The sequence below is a fragment of the Komagataeibacter melaceti genome, from assembly GCF_003403295.1.
In the GTDB taxonomy this organism is placed as follows: Bacteria; Pseudomonadota; Alphaproteobacteria; order Acetobacterales; family Acetobacteraceae; genus Komagataeibacter; species Komagataeibacter melaceti.
The window spans coordinates 1-19,130 of record NZ_QUWV01000029.1 but is presented as its reverse complement, the minus strand read 5'-3'; the positions used below and the strand labels follow the sequence as shown (position 1 = coordinate 19,130).

The 19,130-nt window shown below is 66.7% G+C and carries 15 protein-coding genes; 3 read left to right on the top strand and 12 right to left on the bottom strand.

Features of this window, described 5'->3' with window-relative positions; genetic code table 11:
• Positions 1–3: 3 nt before the first annotated feature.
• On the bottom strand, positions 4–1,059 hold the full coding sequence (gene rfbB, locus DY926_RS03675; RefSeq protein ID WP_116702134.1) for a dTDP-glucose 4,6-dehydratase: 1,056 nt from the start codon (positions 1,057–1,059) through the stop codon (positions 4–6).
• Positions 1,060–1,281: 222 nt separating this feature from the next.
• On the opposite strand from rfbB, the gene DY926_RS17805 reads away from it, so the two are divergent.
• A complete protein-coding gene (locus DY926_RS17805; protein WP_241503040.1) occupies positions 1,282–2,664 on the top strand; it encodes a L,D-transpeptidase in 1,383 nt (460 codons plus the stop codon).
• An 89-nt stretch (positions 2,665–2,753) separates the two neighbouring features.
• Here the strand turns inward: DY926_RS17805 and DY926_RS03665 are convergent, their stop codons facing one another.
• From DY926_RS03665 to hpnA, 9 genes are all read right to left on the bottom strand, one after another.
• Positions 2,754–5,123 carry a phosphoketolase family protein gene (locus tag DY926_RS03665; RefSeq protein WP_116702133.1) on the bottom strand — a complete coding sequence of 790 codons (2,370 nt, stop codon included), beginning with the start codon at positions 5,121–5,123 and terminating at the stop codon, positions 2,754–2,756.
• A gap of 42 nt (positions 5,124–5,165) precedes the next feature.
• On the bottom strand, positions 5,166–6,392 hold the full coding sequence (locus tag DY926_RS03660; RefSeq protein ID WP_116702132.1) for an acetate/propionate family kinase: 1,227 nt from the start codon (positions 6,390–6,392) through the stop codon (positions 5,166–5,168).
• 289 nt (positions 6,393–6,681) lie between these two features.
• Entirely contained in the window at positions 6,682–7,362 is a 681-nt protein-coding gene (locus DY926_RS03655; protein WP_116702131.1) for a phosphorylase family protein, read from the bottom strand.
• 19 nt (positions 7,363–7,381) lie between these two features.
• Positions 7,382–9,319, bottom strand: coding sequence for a squalene--hopene cyclase (gene shc / locus DY926_RS03650; RefSeq protein WP_241503048.1), 1,938 nt, complete (start codon positions 9,317–9,319; stop codon positions 7,382–7,384).
• A gap of 130 nt (positions 9,320–9,449) precedes the next feature.
• Entirely contained in the window at positions 9,450–10,763 is a 1,314-nt protein-coding gene (gene hpnE, locus DY926_RS03645) for a hydroxysqualene dehydroxylase HpnE (protein ID WP_116702129.1), read from the bottom strand.
• Positions 10,764–10,766: 3 nt separating this feature from the next.
• Positions 10,767–11,648, bottom strand: a complete 882-nt coding sequence (gene hpnD, locus DY926_RS03640) for a presqualene diphosphate synthase HpnD (protein ID WP_116702128.1) — start codon at positions 11,646–11,648, stop codon at positions 10,767–10,769.
• Positions 11,649–11,726: 78 nt separating this feature from the next.
• Complete coding sequence (gene hpnC / locus DY926_RS03635) at positions 11,727–12,590, bottom strand: squalene synthase HpnC (protein ID WP_116702127.1); 864 nt, start codon at positions 12,588–12,590, stop codon at positions 11,727–11,729.
• Positions 12,587–13,819, bottom strand: a complete 1,233-nt coding sequence (locus DY926_RS03630) for a glycosyltransferase (protein ID WP_116702126.1) — start codon at positions 13,817–13,819, stop codon at positions 12,587–12,589. Before DY926_RS03630 ends, hpnC begins: the two co-directional genes overlap by 4 nt.
• A gap of 10 nt (positions 13,820–13,829) precedes the next feature.
• Complete coding sequence (gene hpnA / locus DY926_RS03625) at positions 13,830–14,825, bottom strand: hopanoid-associated sugar epimerase (RefSeq protein ID WP_116702173.1); 996 nt, start codon at positions 14,823–14,825, stop codon at positions 13,830–13,832.
• 192 nt (positions 14,826–15,017) lie between these two features.
• On the opposite strand from hpnA, the gene DY926_RS03620 reads away from it, so the two are divergent.
• Positions 15,018–16,097, top strand: coding sequence for a lysylphosphatidylglycerol synthase domain-containing protein (locus DY926_RS03620; RefSeq protein ID WP_241503039.1), 1,080 nt, complete (start codon positions 15,018–15,020; stop codon positions 16,095–16,097).
• 39 nt (positions 16,098–16,136) lie between these two features.
• On the top strand, positions 16,137–17,039 hold the full coding sequence (locus DY926_RS03615; protein ID WP_116702125.1) for a prephenate dehydrogenase/arogenate dehydrogenase family protein: 903 nt from the start codon (positions 16,137–16,139) through the stop codon (positions 17,037–17,039).
• A 3-nt stretch (positions 17,040–17,042) separates the two neighbouring features.
• On the opposite strand, the gene pyk is transcribed toward DY926_RS03615, so the two are convergent.
• Positions 17,043–18,482, bottom strand: a complete 1,440-nt coding sequence (gene pyk, locus DY926_RS03610) for a pyruvate kinase (RefSeq protein ID WP_116702124.1) — start codon at positions 18,480–18,482, stop codon at positions 17,043–17,045.
• Between the two features lie 31 nt (positions 18,483–18,513).
• Positions 18,514–19,130 (bottom strand): SH3 domain-containing protein (locus DY926_RS03605; protein WP_116702123.1); only part of this gene is annotated, 617 nt, incomplete at its 5' end.

The window sequence follows — 19,130 nt, the reverse complement described above, 5'->3', positions numbered from 1 at the left end:
CCATCAGGCCACCTGCCCCATGGGCAGGCTGGCCTGCTGCCGGGCGCGTATGGCCCGCCACCATGGCGCATGGTCGATATACCAGCGCACGGTCAGTTCAAGGCCGCTTTCAAAATCATGCCGCGCGGTCCAGCCCAGCGCCCGCTCCGCGTGGGTGGGGTCGATTTCATAGCGGAAATCATGGCCCGGCCTGTCCGGCACATGGCGGATGAGGCGGGCATGCGGCCCGGCGGGATCGGGACACAGCCTGTCCAGCACGGCGCAGATGGCCCGTACGACCTCAAGGTTGGTGCGGGGCTGGCGCGCACCGATGGCGTATGTCCCGCCCGGCCTGCCATGTTCCACCGCGCGGACCAGCGCTTCCGCATGGTCACTGACGAACAGCCAGTCACGCACGTTGTCGCCCGCGCCATAGACCGGCAACGTCCTGCCCTCAAGGGCGTTGATGATGGTGAGCGGCACCAGCTTTTCAGGAAAATGCCAGATGCCGTAATTGTTGGTGGTGTTGGTGATGAAAGCGGGCAGCCCATAAGTGTGGTGCCATGCGCGCACCAGATGGTCCGACGCCGCCTTGCTGGCGGAATAGGGGCTGCTGGGGTTGTACGGTGTCGCTTCGGTAAAGGGGGGATCATGCGGGCCCAGCATGCCGAACACTTCATCGGTCGAGACATGATGGAAGCGGAACGCCGCGCGCCGGGCGGGCGGCAGTTCCCGCCAGTAGGCCCGCACGGCCTCCAGCATGGAAAAGGTGCCCATGATGTTGGTGCGCATGAACACGCCCGCACTGTCGATGGAGCGGTCCACATGGCTTTCAGCAGCCAGGTGCATGACCGCATCGGGGCGGTAGGCGTCAAGGATACGGCCTACCGCCGCCGTATCGCAGATATCGCACTGCCTGAAGCCGTAGCGGCTGTCCGCCGCCACATCAGCTACCGCGTCGGGGCTGGCGGCATAGGTCAGGCTGTCAATGTTGAGCACATCGTGGCGGGTGTTTTCTATCAGGTGGCGCACCACGGCCGACCCGATAAAGCCGTATCCCCCGGTCAGTAAAACGCGCATGGCAATCCATCACATCGAAAACCCTAACAGACAGGTGAAATGTTAACATCCCCCCAATAGTCGTCTGGTATTTCATGTTTCATGATTGCGTGCGATGGTTTCCATCCGGCCCGTTCGGGCTTCCGATGCGATGTACAAGGTCATGATACCCTCTTCCCGACCGGGGCTGCCCGCATGATGCTTCCAATGCGCTGGATATTGCCGGTTCTGATACCCGTGTTCATGACATGCCGGGTTCCGGGCGCTCCGGCGGCGGCCCTGCCCGATGCCGCGATCGCACTCCAGCAGGACATCCGGCGCGAACTTGGCCTCCAGCGCACCCGCCTGTCACCGCGCCAGACCCGGCGGGCCATGGAACTGGGCATGGACATGCTCGACCGGACCGGCAACTGGCCTGCGGATACCGAGGTCATTCTGGTGGTGGACCGCGCGCCTGCCGTCCAGCTCATGTGGTTCGTGCTGTCGGACCCGACGCGGCATGACCTGACGCCGCTGGGCATGGTGGCGGTGAGTACGGGCAGGCCCGGGCGCAAGGAGCATTTCCGCACGCCCGTGGGCATATTCCGCAATGACGGGCAGATTTACGGCTATCGCGCGCTGGGCACCAAGAACGAATACGGCATCCGTGGCAATGGCGACAAGGGCATGCGGGTGTGGGACTTTGGCTGGCAGACAACGGAAGACTGGCGGCGCAGGGACGCGCTGGCGGTGGTGCGGCTGGAGATGCATGCGACCGATCCCGCCTTTCTTGAATCGAGGCTGGGGCAGGCGGATTCCGAAGGGTGCATCCGCATCCCCGCGCGCGTGAACAGTTTTATCGACCACCATGGCCTGCTGGACCGGCAGCTTGACCTGATGGTGCGCAATGACGCCCCGAACGCCCGCGCCGTGCGGGCGCTGCTGGGGGCCGAGCATACGCCCGGCCCGCTGCAGGGAGACCGGATTGTCGTCGTGGACTCGTCTGACCCGCAGGCCATTGCCTCCGACCCGGAAAAGGCGCGCAGGATACAGGAAAGTTTTGCCCAGTACCTTGCCTCCTCCGCGACACCCGGCGCGGCGTCCCCTACAGGCGTAGCGGCTTCGCCACGGCCTGTAGCGTCGCCCTCCATGGTGGCATCGGTTCCGCCTCCGGCTGTCGCGTCCCGGCCTGCTGACCACGTATCCACAGCGTTGGCGCCACCGTCCGCCCCAGACGCATCGGCCCCATCACAACCTGCCACGCCGCAGCCTGCTGATCGTACATTCGCGCCGTCTGTTCCGGCGTCTTACCCGGAGGCACCAGTTCCGTCACAGACCACTGTGCCGCAGCCTGACCCGTCCGATCCGTCGCAGTCTGCTGATCGGGCGTCCACGCCGTCAGTCCCGCAATCCACCGCAGGGACACCGGCGTTGCCACAGCCCGCTGAGCCTCCTGCTCCATCGCGGTCCGCTGATCGCGCATCCACGCCATCAGTCCCGGCATCCGCCGCAGCCGCGCCAGATTCGCCGCCCCCCGCGCCGCAGCCGATCATAACCATCCGGCCGCTACCGCCTTCCCCCTCCGACATGGCGGCACAGGCGCCGCCATCGCAGCCATTCACCCCACCGGAACAGGACCAGCCATGAACCGTGCCTGCACGGGCCGGATCATCCGGGCATGAAAAAAGGGAGCATTTCTGCTCCCTTTTTCCTAACCACGTAAAAAGGCGGAGGTCTTACGACCAGCGCCAGTTGCGGATTTCGGGCAGGTCCTGCCCATGTTCGGCCACGTAGCGCTTGTGTTCGATCAGCTTGTTGCTGATCGCCTCGTTGGCATAGGCCGCCTTGGCCGCAAGGCCGGGCACGTGGCGGATCACGTTCTGCACCAGATGGAAGCGGTCCAGGTTGTTGCGCACCGTCATGTCGAACGGTGTGGTGGTGGAGCCTTCCTCACGGTAGCCATGCACGTGGAAGTTGCGGCTGTTGGCCCGCTTGTAAACCAGCTTGTGAATCAGCGCCGGATAGCCGTGGAATGCGAAGATGACCGGCTTGTCCATGGTGAACAGGCTGTCGAACACGGAATCTTCCAGCCCGTCCGGGTGCTGGGAGCGGGATTCGAGCGTCAGCAGGTCCACCACGTTGATTACGCGGATCTTCAGGTCCGGCAGGTGATGGTTCAGGATCTGGACTGCGGCCAGCGTTTCCATGGTCGGCACGTCGCCCGCGCAGGCCATGACGACATCAGGCTCACCGCCCTTGTCATTGCTGGCCCATTCCCAGATGCCGATGCCACGGGCGCAGTGCGCGATGGCGTCATCCATGTCCAGCCACTGCGGCTCGGGCTGCTTGCCCGCCACGATCACGTTCACCCGGTCGCGGCTTTCAAGACAGGCCTTGGCCACGCACAGCAGGGTGTTGGCATCAGGCGGCAGGAACACCCGCACCGTCTTGGCCTTCTTGTTCAGCACGTGGTCGATGAAGCCGGGGTCCTGATGGCTGAACCCGTTATGGTCCTGCCGCCATACATGCGACGTAAGCAGGTAGTTCAGCGATGCGATCGGCGCGCGCCACGAGACCTCATCAGCCTGCTTGATCCACTTGGCGTGCTGGTTGACCATGGAATCCACAATGTGGATGAACGCCTCGTAGCACGACAGGAAGCCATGCCGCCCGGTCAGCAGGTAGCCTTCCAGCCAGCCCTGGCAGGTATGCTCGCTCAGGATTTCCATGACATGGCCGTTCACCCCCAGATGATCGTCATAATCATAGGTGGTGGCGTTCCATGCCCGGTCGGTAACATCCAGCACGGCGTTCAGGCGGTTGGAGTTGTTTTCATCCGGCGCAAGGACGCGGAAGTTGCCGGCCGGAAGGTTCTCCTTCATCACGTCGCGCAGCCATGCGCCCAGCACGCGCGTGCTCTCACCCGTCTCATGCCCCGGCGAGGAAACGGTCACCGCGTATTCCGTAATGTCCGGCAGGCGCAGGTCACGGCGCAGCAGCCCGCCATTGGCATGGGGGTTTGCGCTCATGCGGCGGTTGCCCTTGGGGGCGAGGGCCGCGATTTCGGGCAGAAGGGTGCCGTTTTCGTCAAACAGTTCTTCAGGCTTGTAGCTGCGCAGCCACTTGTCGAGCAGTTCCAGATGCCCCGGCTTGGTCATGTCGGTAATGGGCACCTGATGGGCGCGCCAGTAGCCTTCCGTGCGCAGGCCGTCCACCGTCTTGGGGCAGGTCCAGCCCTTGGGGGTGCGCATGATGATCATGGGCCACAGCGGGCGCGCGGTCTCGTTCTTCTCGCGTGCGGCTTTCTGGATGTCCGTGATCTTGGCAAAGGCCGTGTCCATCGCCACGGCCATTTTCTGGTGCATGGTGTCCGGGTCGTCACCTTCCACCACGATGGGGTCGTAGCCATAGCCGCGGAACAGGTTCAGCAGTTCCTCGGGCGAGATGCGGGCCAGCACCGTCGGGTTGGCGATCTTGTAGCCGTTCAGGTGCAGGATCGGCAGGACCGCGCCGTCGCTCTTGGGGTCAAGGAACTTGTTGCTGTGCCATGATGTGGCCATCGGGCCGGTTTCGGCCTCGCCATCACCGACAACGCAGGCCACGACCAGGTCGGGGTTGTCAAAGACCGCGCCATAGGCATGGGACAGGGAATAGCCCAGCTCGCCACCTTCATGGATGGAGCCCGGCGTGGTCGGGGCGGCGTGGCTGGGGATGCCGCCGGGGAAGGAGAACTGCTTGACCAGTTTGGCCAGCCCGTCCGCATCCTGCGTGATGGAGGGGAAATACTCGGTGTACGTCCCTTCCAGATAGGTGCTGGCCACGACACCCGGCGCGCCGTGGCCCGGCCCGGCGATGAACAGCACATTGCGGTCCTGTTCGCGGATGATGCGGTTAAGGTGCAGGTACAGGAAGTTCAGCCCCGGCGTGGTGCCCCAGTGGCCCAGCAGGCGCGGCTTGGTGTGTTCCAGCTTGAGCGGTTCACGCAGAAGCGGGTTGGCCAGCAGGTAGATCTGGGCAATCGACAGATAGTTTGCTGCATGCCACCACTTGTTGAACAGCGCGACATCCGCTGCTGACAGCGGTGTTGCGGATGCAGTTTCACTCATTTCCGTTCCTTCCGAGATAGTCCATCCCTGTCCGGCCTGCGCTCAGGCCAGACACATCAGCACATGCCGACGGATTGTTGTTTCCTCATCGGTGGGGATGACCCGCACCTCGACAGCACTGTCCGGCGTGCTGATGACGCCCTGATGCGTGGCGTTGGCCTGCGCATCAATGCGAACTCCCGCCCATGCCAGCCGCGCGCAGATCGCGGCGCGGATGATCGCGTCATTTTCGCCAATGCCGGCGGTGAAGACCAGACCGTCCAGCCCCTCCAGCGCCGCCATCATGGCGCCCGCCTGCTGGGTGAAACGATAGACGAACAGGTCCAGCGCCTGCGTCACCTCCGGGCTGGTCGCGGCCTTGGCGTGCAGGTCGCGCATGTCGGCCGACATGCCTGACACGCCCAGCAGGCCGGAGCGGTGATAGAGGATGTTCTCGATCTCGGCCGCACCCAGCCCTTCTTCCTTGAGCATGTAAAGGATCACGCCGGGGTCAAGGTGGCCGCAGCGCGTGCCCATGACCAGACCGTCCAGCACCGAAAAGCCCATGGTCGTGTCGATGCTGCGCCCGCCGCGCAGGGCGCACAGGCTGCCCCCGCTGCCGATATGCGCGACAATGGTGCGCCCTTCCGCCAGGCGCGGCGCGCAACTGCGCAGGGCGGAGGCGATATATTCATATGACAGGCCATGGAACCCGTAGCGCCGCACCCCGCGTGCTGCGTAGTCACGCGGCAGGGCCTGCGCCTGCGCCACCGGCGGCAGGGTGTGGTGGAAGCCCGTGTCGAAACACGCGACCTGCGGCAGGTCGGGATACTGCGCCAGCAGCGCCCGGATGGGGGCCAGGCTGCCGGGCTGGTGCAGCGGCGCGAACGGGGTCAGCGCCGTAAGGCGGGCCAGTATATCGGGCGTGATGCGGACGGGGGCGATGAACTCCGGCCCGCCATGGACCACACGGTGCCCCACCGCCATCAGGTCCACATCGCCAAGCTGTTTGCCCACCCATTCCATCAGGGTCGCCATGGGGCCGTGATGTGCGGTGTCCGCGCTGACCTTGCCCGTGGCGTCGGGAACGGCGGGGTCCCACCGTTCATCCACCAGCACGTGGCCACTGGCGTCATGGGCAATGAAATGGGGGTGCGTGCCGATGCCCTCCAGCTCACCCGATGCGATGCGGTGGCTGGGCGCGGTGGCCGTTTCTCCCTTTTCGATGGAAAACAGGGCGAACTTGAGGCTGGATGATCCTGCATTCAGTGCCAGCACAGCGCGTGTCATGCCTGTCTCTCCTGATCTTTCGGCCAGCCCTATGTCACGCGGATCGACCATGGCTGACATTGATGCGAATCAATCACCCGCATTACGCGGGGCGTCAAGCAGTCCCGGCAGGGAGCAGCGTCCCGCATAGCACATTCATCCCCGCCCGGTTTCCTGCCGGGTGGGAAAAATGCGCCCATGCCCCATCCATACCGCCCGGCCCGTTCGCGCGGGGAGGGAGGGCGTGATGGGGGCGGCAGGCCCGACCATCACATCCATGTGTCATGTCCCGGCCGTGACCGGGGCCTGTTCAGGAAAAACGCTGCGCCAGCACGGCCTTGACCGCATTCCGCGCGGCACCCGCGTCACGCCCCACGCGGATCAGGGCGGGAATCTGCAACGGGTTGCACGCGATGCTGCGGATCAGGGCGCCCACCGCCAGGCTGCCATCGGGCCGCAGCGCCACCATGGCGGCGGGGGGCAGGGTGCGGTCAGCCGGGTCGCATACGACACGCAGGGCCGCGAAGGGTACCTTGCGCATGCTGGCCATTTCAGCCACCACGCCGCTTTCCATATCCAGCGCCACGCAGCCCGTCTGGCTGAACAGGGCGGTCTTGCGCCGGGCGTCGGTCACGATCACGTCGCTATGCAGCAGGTCGCCGCCAACCACATCCGCCCGTTCCGCGCCCAGCCATGCCAGCAGCGCAGGGGAGGCGGCCAGACGCTCGCCATTGACCATCACATGCCGTGGGATGACGACCGTGCCGGGCGCAAGGGCGGGATCAAGCCCCGCCGCCAGACCGAAGGACAGGAGCGCATCCACGCCCCCTTCCAGCAGGTCAAGCACGGCCTGCCGTGCGCCCGACAGGGTCGCCCCGCTCAGGCCGAAGCGGGCATGGGGCAGGAACGGGCGGATGAGCGATGCCTCCGCCTCCATTCCCACCACGATCCCGAGCCGGGAGAACGGGGCTGTGGTTGCTGTGTCGGACATGTCTAGCGTTTCCCCGCCATCAGAACCCGTAGCCCACGCGGCCGCTGTTGCTGACCTGCATGTTGCGGTAGCGCGACAGCGCCAGAAGCGGGAAGAACTGCCGGTAGCCGTGGTAACGCAGGTAGAACACCTTGGGGAAGCCGACGGCGTTGTACGGCTCTTCCGCCCATTCGCCATCCTCGCCCTGCGTGCGGCCCAGATAGGCGACACCACGGGCCACGGCGGGATCGTCGCGCAGGCCGGCGGCCATCATGCCCAGCACCGCCCATGCGGTCTGTGAGGGCAGGCTTTCCTTGTACGTGCCAGGTGCCGCACCTTCGTAGCTGGCGCAGTCCTCGCCCCAGCCGCCGTCCTCGCGCTGGTGGCTGCGCAGCCAGTCGGCGGCGCGGATGATCATCGGGTCATCATGCGCGACGCCAGCCGCGTTTAGCGCGCACAGCACAGACCATGTGCCGTAGATGTAGTTGGTGCCCCAGCGCCCGAACCATGAGCCGTCCTTTTCCTGATCATCACGCAGGTAGGCGACACCGCGGTCAATGACGGGCTGGTCTTCGGGGTGGCCAAGCTGGGCGAGGAAGGAGATGCAGCGCGCGGTCACGTCCGCCGTGGGCGGGTCAAGCAGCGCGCCGTGGTCGGCAAAGGGAATGTGGTTGAGCAGGTCGAGGTTGTTATCGACATCGAACGCGCCCCAGCCGCCATTCGTGCTCTGCATGCCGATGATCCATTCCCGCGCCCGTTCGATGGCTTCCGTATTGGCGGGGTCACCCTCCCGGTGCAGCAGCATGCCTACCACGGCGGTGTCATCCACGTCGGGGTAATAGTCATTGGCGTACTGGAAGGCCCAGCCACCGGGGCGCAGGTCCGGGCGGTTGATGGCCCAGTCGCCCTTCACATCCAGAATCTGGCGCTCGCGCAGCCATTTCCCGGCGGCGGCCAGCTTCTTCTTCGTTTCTTCCGGCGCGATCCCGTTGGGGCCGGAAGCGGCCTCGATCATGGCGTGACCGGCCAGGCCCGTATCCCAGATGGGGGAGACGCAGGGCTGGCAGTAGGTTTCCTCGCCCTGATTGACCAGCAGGCGCTGCACGGCCTCCCACGCGGTTTTGGCGCGCGGGTCGGAATCGGGCACGTTCAGGGCGCGGAACATCATGACCGTATTGGCCATGGCGGGGTAGATGGCCCCCAGCCCGTCCACGCCATTCAGGCGCGGCTCGATGAAGTCCACCGCCGCCTTGATGGCCTTGCGGCGGGTCTTTTCGGGGATCATGCTCTCGACGGGGCGCAGCACCGCGTCCACATACTTGAACACACGCCCCCAGACCGAGCGGTACGGCCCGCGAATCCAGTCGCGCACCTTGGCCGGCGGGGTGACGAACAGTTCCTGAACATGCACGTCGCGCGGGTTGATGGCGCGCGGGCGCAGCGCGGCCAGCACCAGCAGCGGCGCGATGACCGTGCGCGACCAGTAGGACATGTTCCATACCGAGAACAGGGCCGTGCGCGGCAGCAGCATGATCTCGACCGGCATGGCCGGCGCGGCTTCCCACGGCACCTCGCCAAACAGGGCGAGCTGGATGCGGGTGAACACGTTGGTCCGTTCCGCCCCGCCATGGTCAAGGATCGCCTGCCGGGCGCGGATCATGTGGGGGGCGTTCACGCTGTCACCGATCGCCTTGAGGGCGAAGTAGGCCTTGACCGATGCCGACAGGTCGAACTTGCCATCCTCATACAGCGGCCACCCGCCATGTGTTCCCTGGATACGGCGCAGGTACACGCCGATGCGCTGTTCCAGCTTCGGGTCGATCCGGTCGAGGTAATGCTCCAGCAGCACGTATTCGGCCGGGATGGTGGCATCGGCCTCAAGGTCAAAGACCCAGTGCCCGTCATCGGCCTGTCGCCTGCCCAGTGCGGCGTGGGCGCGGGTTACGGCCTGCTCCAGACTGGCCGCGTCCAGCGGCATGGCGGCATCGGCCTTGCCGCTGGTCGTGTCGGTGCTCGTGCGGGTAGCGGTGAGTGTTTCGGTTGTGTTCGCCATTATTCCACGTTCCCCGTGCCGTGACGGGGGCCTATTGCAAATCCGTAAATCGTTTTCATTTCGGTCGGCCCGGCAGGCCCCTGCGGGCATGAACGGCCTGCGCTGCAGCATGGCCTGACCGGATCGCGCCCTCGATTGTGGCGGGCAATCCCGTTGCCGTCCAGTCTCCCGCCAGCAGCAGGTTGCCCGCCATGGTCCGCGTGGTGGGCCGCAGGCGGTCCTGCGCCGGAGTCGCGGCGAATGTCGCGCGTTTTTCACGCACGATGCGCAGCGGCGGCATGGCCACCGGCAGCGGAGCCGTGGCGGCGGGGTCGATCGCGGCGCGCACCTCGTTCCAGATGATTGCGGCCAGTTCGTCCTGGTCGCGCGTGTCGTAGCGGTTGGCGGCGCTGACCGTGACCGACAGGATGCGATCCTTGACGAACACCCATTCGCTCACCCCTCCCACCACGCCGATGAAGCGGGCCTGCGCCAGCCCGCCCGTCAGGCGCGGGGCCTCCGGCAGCGCAAAATGCACGTTCAGGATGGACTCGAACGCATCCGGCGCGCTGAAGCCGGGCAGTTCCGCCGCCAGCAGGCTGCTCGCGACCGGAGCCGGAACGGCCATGATGACCGTGTCATGCGGGCCGATGGCGATGCGTGCCTCACCCAGCCGCAGGGCGGTGACGTGGCCATTATCCATTTCCACGGCGCTGACCCGGCTTGCGGTGCGGACCTCCGCCTTGAGTGTTGCGAGGTGATCGAGTGCCGGGTCCACGAAACTTTCGGACAGGCCCTGCGCCGGAAAGCGCGGCAGGCAGTTGCGCCCGCCCCGTGCAAGGCTTTCCTTCACCACCGCGCCCAGCAGGGCGGCGCTGCCGGTATCGGGCATGGTGTTGAGCACGGAAATGGCGAAGGGTTCGAGCAGGCGGCGCGACAGGCTGCCGGGTTGCAGGCAGTCCGCCACCACCATGTCCGGCGTGGCCTCCATAAGCGCCAGCAGCCCGCGCAGTTCCGCCAGCCGCATGCCGGGCACACGCCTGCGGCGCGAGAGCACCCACAGCGGCAGCCGCCCGCGCGACAGGTCCAGCGTCCAGCGCAGCCGCTCCGCCAGATCCACGAACGGGAAAACCGGGCGACCGGGGCCAACCAGCGTATCCTGCGCCCCGATCAGGCCCAGATAGCGGTACACCGCCGGGTTGCCCGACAGCAGCAGGTGGTTGCCATTGTCGATGCGGCAGCCCAGATGCCGGTCAAGGTAGGAACGCGCCCGCCCGCCACAGGCCGGACCGGCCTCATGGACCGTGACACGCTCGCTGCCGCCGGCCAGTTCGACTGCGGCGGAAAGCCCCGCCAGCCCCCCGCCGACGATATGGACATGCCCGCTCATGCCTCAGCCCACCAGCGCGCGCAGGGCGATCAGCACCTTGCGCGGGCGCGACAGGGAGACGCGGTGTTCGGGTGTCTTCCATCCCTGACGCTCCTGCGCGGCGAGGATGGCGGCATAGGTCGCCCCCATCAGGCGCGCGGGGCGCATGGCCGTGCGGTCGCACCGGGCCATGGCGGCGGCGGCGGCGCGGAAATGGTCATGCGCGCGACCGGCCAGGATGCGGCCCACCTGTTCCAGCGTGGGCGCACGCACCACGGCGGCGGGTTCGGGCGGGATGTTGAAGCGTTCCAGCAGTTCGCGCGGCAGGTACAGGCGGCCAAGCCGCGCGTCCTCCGCCACGTCGCGCAGGATGTTGGTGATCTGCAGCGCACGGCCCAGGTGGTAGGCGACCTGATCCGCAGCGGGCGAGGAATCCCCGAACACCCGCACCGACAGCCGCCCCACTGCCGAGGCCACGCGGTCACAGTACAGGTCGAACGTCGCCTCGTCCGGGGCGATGACGGGACCGCGCGCGTCCATCTCCATCCCGTCGATCACGGCGGTGAAATCCTCATGCCGCAGGCCGAAGCGGCGGATGGTGGCCATCAGCACGCGGTCGATGCCGTCGCGTGCCTCCCCGGCGTAAAGCCGGGCGATGCGCGCGCGCCATTCTTCCAGCCTGCGGCACTTGTCCTCGGCCTCGCCCGCATCATCGGCCACGTCATCAACCAGGCGGCAGAAGGCATAGACCGCGTACATGCCATACCGCCGGTCCGGCGGCAGGATGCGCATGCCCTTGCCAAAGGAGGTACCCGAACGCACCACCACCTGCTCCACCGCCGCCAGGTCGGCGGGGTCGCAGCCCAGTACCGGGGCCTCATCATGCCGCGCGCGCAAAAAACCCATTCCCGCGTGTTCCGTTCAGTTTACGATTACAGTCCGCCTGTTCTTAGCGGCAATCATGGCCAAGGACAAAATCCGCGCCTAGACCAGCGTGCGTACCGCCCCGGCAAGGGCGCCCAGAACATCCTTGCGCGACAGCTTGACCCGTTCCGCCAGCGGGTCCTGCCTGCGCAGCCGCGCCGCCAGCCTGCGCGAAAGCCCGACGATCACCGCCGCCTCCATGCGCATGCGCCGGTCACGGATCAGGCCCGGCAGGCTCGCCGCCTCCCGGTTGAGCATGTCCACCCGGTCAAGCAGCGCATCGAACACCCGGCGCAGGCCCGGCACGGTGGCGGGGCGGCGCAGGTCGTCCACCGCCACGCCCTCGCGCTCAAGCCACGGGCGCGGCAGGTAGCAGCGGTCAAGGTTGCGCAGGTCATCGGCGCAGTCCTGCAGGTGGTTCAGGACCTGCAGCGCCGTGCACAGCGCATCGGACGGGCCGAACGTGCGCGGGTCCTCGCCATGCAGTTCCAGCAGGAAGCGCCCCACGGGATTGGCGGAATAGCGGCAGTATTCCGCCAGTTCCTCCCACGAATCATAACGGTTCTTTACCGCGTCCTGCCGGAACGCCACGATCAGGTCCGTGGCGGTCGGGGTGGAGACGCCGGTCTGCGCCAGCGTGCGGCCCACGCGCACCGCCGTCTGCGCATCGCGCCGGGCGGGGGCGGCGCGGCGGCCCAGCACCACGTCCTCCATGGCGTTGAGGCGCGCGATCTTGGCTTCCGCATCAAGCCGGTCGGTATCGACGATATCGTCGATCACGCGGGCGAAATCGTAATAGGCATGTACGTGCGGACGCAGCCTGCGGCTGATCAGCAGGGAACCTACCGGAAAGTTCTCATCGCCGGCATCCTTGCCGGACGAGACATCGGCGTCCCCCCACACGGCCCGCTCATCAGTGTTCACCCTACGTCATCTCCCATGGTGCGGTTCATTACGGTGGCGCGGCCCTCCCCCCGCATGGAGGTCGAGATCGCGCCGTCAGGTTCGGTATAGGCCCGGCTTTTCCACACCACGCCCCGGCCCCGGTGGTGGTCCACCGCCGAGCCGATCGTGGCCAGCATATAGAACCCGGCGATGGCCGGCAGCAACATCGCCCATGCGGGTGACTGCCCGAAGCGGCGCAGCGTGGGCGTGTACGACGCCATGGACATGACCCAGGCCCCGGCCCCCAGCAGGCAGGGCAGCCCGTGGCCGAACAGGGCAAGCTGCATGGGCACGAGCCACAGCAGGGTCATGCCGATGATGGTGCCCACCAGCATCATGGGTGAATAGTCAAGCTGCACATAGGCCGTGCGCGCCACCATGCGCCAGATGTCCACCGGGTTGGGGTAGGGGCGGATCGAGCGCGCCAGACAGCTATGGCCCAGATAGATCGCGCCGCCGCTGTGCTTGATGTGGGCGGCCAGCGTGCAGTCATCTATCAGCGCGCCGCGCAGGCTCTCGATCCCGCCGATGCGCGCCAGCGCCGACCAGCGCACCAGCACCGTGCCGCCTGCCGCCCCCGCCACCCGGCTGCGCGGGTTGTTCACACTGGCGAAGGGGTAGAGCAGCGTGAAGAAGAACACGAACGCCGGGACCAGCATGCGCTCGGCCGCGCTGGCGCAGTTCAGTTCCACCATCTCGGACACCTGATCGAGGTGATCGGCCTGCGCCTTGGCCACCAGTGTCGAGATATGGCGCGGGTCGTGGGTGATGTCGGCATCGGTCAGCAGCACGAAGCCGCTGGAATCGGGCATGAGTTCACGCGCCCGCGCCACCCCCTGGGCCACCGCCCACAGCTTGCCGCTCCATCCCGGCGGCCGTGCCCTGCCATTGACCACCGTCAGCCGCTTTTTCGGGTCCGGCACGGAACGCGCCAGCCTGCCGGTGCCGTCGGTGCTGTTGTCATCAACCAGTATGACATGCAGCTCACCGGGATAGTCCTGCGCCAGCAGCGAACCGACAGACTGCACGACGGAGGCCGCTTCATCCCGCGCGGGCACCACCACGCACACTTCGGGGCATTTCTGGCCCGCAAGCTGCGCGCCCCGCACCGGGCGCAGGATGGGACCGGCCTGCCAGAACCGGCCATGGCAGAAAATCAGTCCCAGCCAGATGACAAGGGCAAGGACGGAGAGGGGAAGCACAAGCATGACCGCAACCTCAGTCCAGCATGCCGTGCTGACGGAACCAGTCGATGGCGTCCTTCACCGCCTCACGCGCGGGGCGCGGGGCATAGCCCAGTTCACGGATCGCCTTGTCGGAGGAGAAGAACATCTTCTTGTGCGACATCGCCAGCATCTCCCGCGTGACACGGGGTGCGATGCCAAATGCGCGGGACAGCCATTCGCTCGCCACGGCCACCGGCCAGATCACCGCCTGCGGCAGGCTTATGCGCGGCGGCGCGACACCGGCCAGTTCCGCCGTCATGGCGAACAGGTCGCGCAGCAGGTAGTTCTGGCCACCAAGGATGTATTTCTCCCCGATCCGGCCGCGTTCCAGCGCCAGAGCATGGCCTTCGGCCACGTCATCCACATGCACGATGTTCACGCCGGTATCGACATAGGCCGGCATGCGGCCCGCCGCGCAGTCCAGGATCATCTGCCCGGTGGGGGTCGGCTTGATGTCGCGCGGGCCGACGGGGGTGGAGGGGTTCACGATCACGGCGGGCAGGGCGCGCTCATGCACCAGGCGCAGGACTTCCTGCTCGGCGCGGTATTTGGAGCGCTTGTAGATGCCGATCACGCCATGCTCGTGCACCGGCGTTTCCTCATCGGAGATCGTGCCATCACCGATCAGCCCCAGCGCCGCGACGGAGGAACAGTACACGATCCGCTCCACCCCCGCTTTCTGCGCTGCCAGCATGAGCGCGCGCGTGCCCTCCACGTTGGCCACCATCATCGGTACCGGGTCGGGCACCCACAGGCGGTAATCCGCCGCGACATGAAACACGTAGCGGCAGCCCTTCACCGCCGCGTCAAAGCTGCCGGGGGTGGAGAGGTCGCCCTCCACCAGTTCGGCGGGCAGGTCGCGCAGGTTGGTCAGGTCGCTCCCCTTGCGTACCATGAGCCGGAGCGTGTGCCCACGTTCCACCAGGTTGCGGGCAACGGCCGAGCCGACAAAACCGGTCGCACCGGTCACAAGGGTTGGGGCTGTCATGGTCTGAATGATCACTCCGTCAGGGGACAGAATTCACGATTGCGATACGGACTCGCAACCAGCGGGCGTTCCATTTATCCCGACACCTCCCGGTGGCGCCAGACCCTCCGGTAGTGTAAGTCAGGCCCAGTTGACCATCGTGGTACGATTTCACCCGGTGTTCAGACGCCCACAGACCAAGACGGATCTTTTTTGAGAAAGCTCACCATCCTGCTGGCCATCCTTGGCCTGGCCCTGCTGACTGGCTGCACCGCGTGGTACGGGGCCGGTTCGGTAATAAGGGCCATCGTCTCCATCGGGTTCGTCGGGTTCATGGCGACCGTGGTGGCGCAGCTTGCAGTTGACGCAATACTGGGTCTTGCGTGGCACGCGGCTTGTCGGGACATTCCGTTCGTGCAGCTGCTGGTTTCGCGCATGATCCGCGATGCGGCTGCCGCATGCCTGCCGTTCTCGCAGCTTGGCGGCATGGTGGTGGGGATCAGGGCCACCTGTTCAAGCGACCTGTTCGCGCGCGGGCACGGCAAGCACATAAGCGGTGGGGAAGCCGCCTGCGCCAACCTGGTGGACATCACCACCGAGGTGATGGGCCAGATCCTGTTCATCCTGACCGCCGTGCTGTGTCTTGTGGCCCACCAGCAGTCCAGCCCGTTCGCGCGCCCGGTCATCATCGGCCTCGTGCTGCTGAGCCTTGGCATCGGTGGCTTCATCTGGACCCAGCGCCACGGGGGCGACCTGCTCAAGCGTGTGGGCAGCAAGCTGGGCAGCAACATGGCCGCGCAGTGGCAGGATGCCATGCTGAGCAGCGCGGACAGCATCCAGGACCGTTTCAATGCCATCTGGTCGCGCCCCGGCCGCATCGTGCAGGGCGCGCTGCTGCATTACGTGGGCTGGCTGGGCAGCGCGGCCACGATCTGGGTCGCCTATTACTTCCTGGGCGCACATCTGAGCTTTGGCGGCGCCGTCGCGATCGAGGGCGTGGCCTGCGGCATCATGTCCGTCTCGTTCCTGGTGCCTGCGGGGCTGGGGGTGCAGGAAGCGGCCTATATCACGCTCGGATCGGCCTTTGGCATCCCGCCCTCGGTCTCGCTGGGGCTGTCGCTGTTGCGGCGCGGGCGTGAGCTGGTCATCGGTATTCCCATGCTGCTGACATGGCAGGGGATGGAAATGCGGGCCCTGCGCAACAAATCAGCCGGTTCCATGCCCGATGATGCGGCAGAACCGCTTCCGGCATCCGGCCCCCTGCGTGAGCGCACGGAGGCCGCGCGGGACTGACCGCGCTTTTTTCAAACCCCGAGCCAGACAGACACCCCCATGCCGGAACCCACCACCCCCCTGTTCGATACGCTGGTCATTATCGGGCCCGGCCTGATCGGCTCATCCATCCTGCGCCGCGCGCGTGAAGACCGGCGCATCGCGCGCCATCTGGTCGCATGTGACATAAGCCCCGAAGTCCGCGCGCGGGTGGCCGAACTGGATATTGCCGATGCGGTCGAGGCCGATCCGGTCGCAGCAGTGCGGGGGGCGGACTGCGTCATCATCTGCGTGCCGGTCGGGGCGATTGCCATGGTGGCGGCACAGGTGCTGCCGGTCATGAAGCCCGGCGCGATCCTGAGTGAGGTCGGGTCGGTCAAGAAAACGGTCATGGACGCCGTGCAGCCGCTGCTTGCGGCGCATCCCGATATTGCCTTCGTGCCCGCGCACCCCATGGCGGGCACCGAGTTTTCAGGACCGGACGCCGGTTTCGCCACCCTGTTCGAGGACCGGTGGTGCCTGCTGACCCCGCCGGAGAACACGCCGCCCGCGGCGATCACCCGCATCACCACCCTGTGGGAGATGATGGGCGCGCGCGTGCGCTGCATGACGGTCGAGCACCATGACCGGGTCTGCGCCATTGTCAGCCACCTGCCGCACCTTCTGGCCTTCACCATCTGCGGTACGGCCGATGACCTGGCGGATGAAACCCGTTCCGAGGTGCTGGATTTCGCGGCGTCGGGGTTCCGGGATTTCACGCGCATCGCGGCGTCGGACCCGACGATGTGGCGTGACATCTTCCTCAACAACCGCGAGGCGCTGCTGGAACTGCTCGACCGCTTCATCGCGGACGCGCAGGCCATGGGCGAGGCCATCCGCACCGGCAATGAGGATGTGATCGTGGGCCGGATCAGGCGTGGCCGCGCCATCCGGCGCAGCCTGATCGAGAACCGGCAGGCATAAGCCCTATCGGATAATGGCGACACGCAGCGTATTGGTGCTGCCCGCCACGCCAAACGGCAGCCCCGCCACAATCACCACCCTGTCACCTACCGTGCCGTAGCCATCCATCCGCGCGACGGAAAGGGCCTGGTCCACCACGCTTTCAATCGTATGGACCGGGGCTTCCTGCCCGACGGATATGGCCTGCACCCCCCACGCCACGGCCAGTCGGCGGGCGATGTCATCGGTGGGGGTCAGGCCGAGGATGGTGCAGGCCGGGCGTTCGCGCGCGATTCGCAGCGCGGTGCGTCCCGACAGGGTAAAGGCCGCGATGGCCGATGCCTCCACCGTGGCGGCGACCTGCCGCGTGGCGGCAGCGATCGCACCCGTCACGTCATGTTCCGGCGCGGGGCCGGAGCCTTCCATCTGGCGGCGCCAGCCTTCGTCACCTTCCACCCGGCGCACGATGCGGTCCATCATGGCCACGGCCTCACGCGGGTAGGAACCGACTGCCGTCTCGGCTGAAAGCATCACGGCGTCCGCACCATCAAACACCGCCGTCGCCACGTCCGATGCCTCGGCGCGGGTGGGGGTGGGGGCGTGGATCATGCTTTCGAGCATCTGGGTCGCCACCACGACGGGCCGCCCCATCTGCCGGGCCATGCGGATGATGCGCTTCTGGGCCAGCGGCACGTGTTCGGGCGGCAGTTCCACGCCCAGATCGCCGCGCGCCACCATGACCGCGTCCGACAGGGCGACGATCTCCTCGAGGTTGTCCATGGCCTGCGGCTTTTCAAGCTTGGTCATGATCCATGCGCGGCCATTGGCCAGGGCACGGGCCTCACGCACGTCATCCGCGCGCTGGACGAAGGACAGACCGACATATTCGATGCCGAGGTCCAGCGCGAAGGCCATGTCCGCGCGGTCCTTGTCCGTCAGGGCCGGGATGGGCAGGACCACATCGGGCACGTTGACGCCCTTGTGGTCGGACAGCGCGCCACCCAGCGTGACCTCGGTCAGCAGGAAGCCATTACCCCGTTCACACACCCGCAGCGCCAGACGCCCGTCATCAAGCAGCAGGGAGCTGCCCTCGTTCGCGGTGGACAGGATTTCAGGGTGGGGCAGGCAGACGCGGGTTTCGTTGCCCGGCGTGGGGTCCAGATCAAGCCGGAACCGGGCGCCTGCGGTCAGTTGCACCCGCCCGTTGGCGAAATTGCCCACACGCAGCTTGGGGCCCTGAACATCGGCCAGTATGCCGATGGGGCGGCCCAGTTCAGCCTCCACATCACGGATCACGCCATGGCGGGCGGCGTGGTCCTCATGCGTGCCGTGGGAGAAATTGAGCCGGAAAACATCCACCCCCGCCACGGCCAGTGCGCGTATGGCCGCATGGTCCGATGTGGCCGGGCCAAGTGTCGATATGATCTTGGTCCGGCGCAGGGCGCGATATGGTGTTTCCGGCATTCATTTTCTCCCGATCTGTTCATGACGGCCCTCAGGAAGGCGAGATGACCTCCTGCGGCAATAGTCCCCATATGGCGCTACGTTCCAGCCAGCCCCCGTACTGCTTGACCGAGACCTTGCACCACGGGCTTCCCGCCTGGCACTGGCGCAGGGTGCCGACCACGCCCGGGCGCAGCACGGCCACGATGGCGGAGGTGGTGCTGGCATCGGCACGCAGCATGACCGCGCCCTTTATGTCCGCCGCCTGCGTGGCGTCGGCCACATGCCCGACCAGCCGGGTATCGGCCCGGCCGATCACGTCGGTCTGTTTGGCGTCAGGCTGCCCGGCCTGCGCCGCGTCACCCTGCGGCGGGAGACCCGGTATGACAAACGTGCGGGTTCCCACCAGGGTTGCCTGCTGGACCCAGCCCTTCTGCCCGTCCGCGTCCTCCACCAGGCGCCAGACGTCGAATTCCCGCTCGATTTTCACCGGCAGGCCGCGGCGGTGATAGACCCAGTCGATCGGGTAGCGCTGGCCCGGCCCGGTGCGCAGGTTGACCTCATCGGCGCGGAGGGCGGCGAAGCGGGGCAGTGGCAGCCCGGTCACGCTGCCCTTGCTGTTATCCACCGGCGGGGGTGGGGGCGCGCTTTCGGCAGGGGCGGCGGTGT

Excerpts from the sequence above, each read along its gene's own strand:
- rfbB (WP_116702134.1), bottom strand. The coding sequence starts at position 1,059 with ATGCGCGTTTTACTGACCGGGGGATACGGCTTTATCGGGTCGGCCGTG.
- DY926_RS03660 (WP_116702132.1), bottom strand. The coding sequence starts at position 6,392 with ATGACACGCGCTGTGCTGGCACTGAATGCAGGATCATCCAGCCTCAAG.
- DY926_RS03615 (WP_116702125.1), top strand. The coding sequence starts at position 16,137 with ATGCCGGAACCCACCACCCCCCTGTTCGATACGCTGGTCATTATCGGG.
- DY926_RS03630 (WP_116702126.1), bottom strand. The coding sequence starts at position 13,819 with ATGCTTGTGCTTCCCCTCTCCGTCCTTGCCCTTGTCATCTGGCTGGGA.
- hpnD (WP_116702128.1), bottom strand. The coding sequence starts at position 11,648 with ATGGGTTTTTTGCGCGCGCGGCATGATGAGGCCCCGGTACTGGGCTGC.
- DY926_RS17805 (WP_241503040.1), top strand. The coding sequence starts at position 1,282 with ATGACATGCCGGGTTCCGGGCGCTCCGGCGGCGGCCCTGCCCGATGCC.
- hpnE (WP_116702129.1), bottom strand. The coding sequence starts at position 10,763 with ATGAGCGGGCATGTCCATATCGTCGGCGGGGGGCTGGCGGGGCTTTCC.
- DY926_RS03665 (WP_116702133.1), bottom strand. The coding sequence starts at position 5,123 with ATGAGTGAAACTGCATCCGCAACACCGCTGTCAGCAGCGGATGTCGCG.
- pyk (WP_116702124.1), bottom strand. The coding sequence starts at position 18,482 with ATGCCGGAAACACCATATCGCGCCCTGCGCCGGACCAAGATCATATCG.
- DY926_RS03655 (WP_116702131.1), bottom strand. The coding sequence starts at position 7,362 with ATGTCCGACACAGCAACCACAGCCCCGTTCTCCCGGCTCGGGATCGTG.
- hpnA (WP_116702173.1), bottom strand. The coding sequence starts at position 14,825 with ATGACAGCCCCAACCCTTGTGACCGGTGCGACCGGTTTTGTCGGCTCG.
- shc (WP_241503048.1), bottom strand. The coding sequence starts at position 9,319 with ATGCCGCTGGACGCGGCCAGTCTGGAGCAGGCCGTAACCCGCGCCCAC.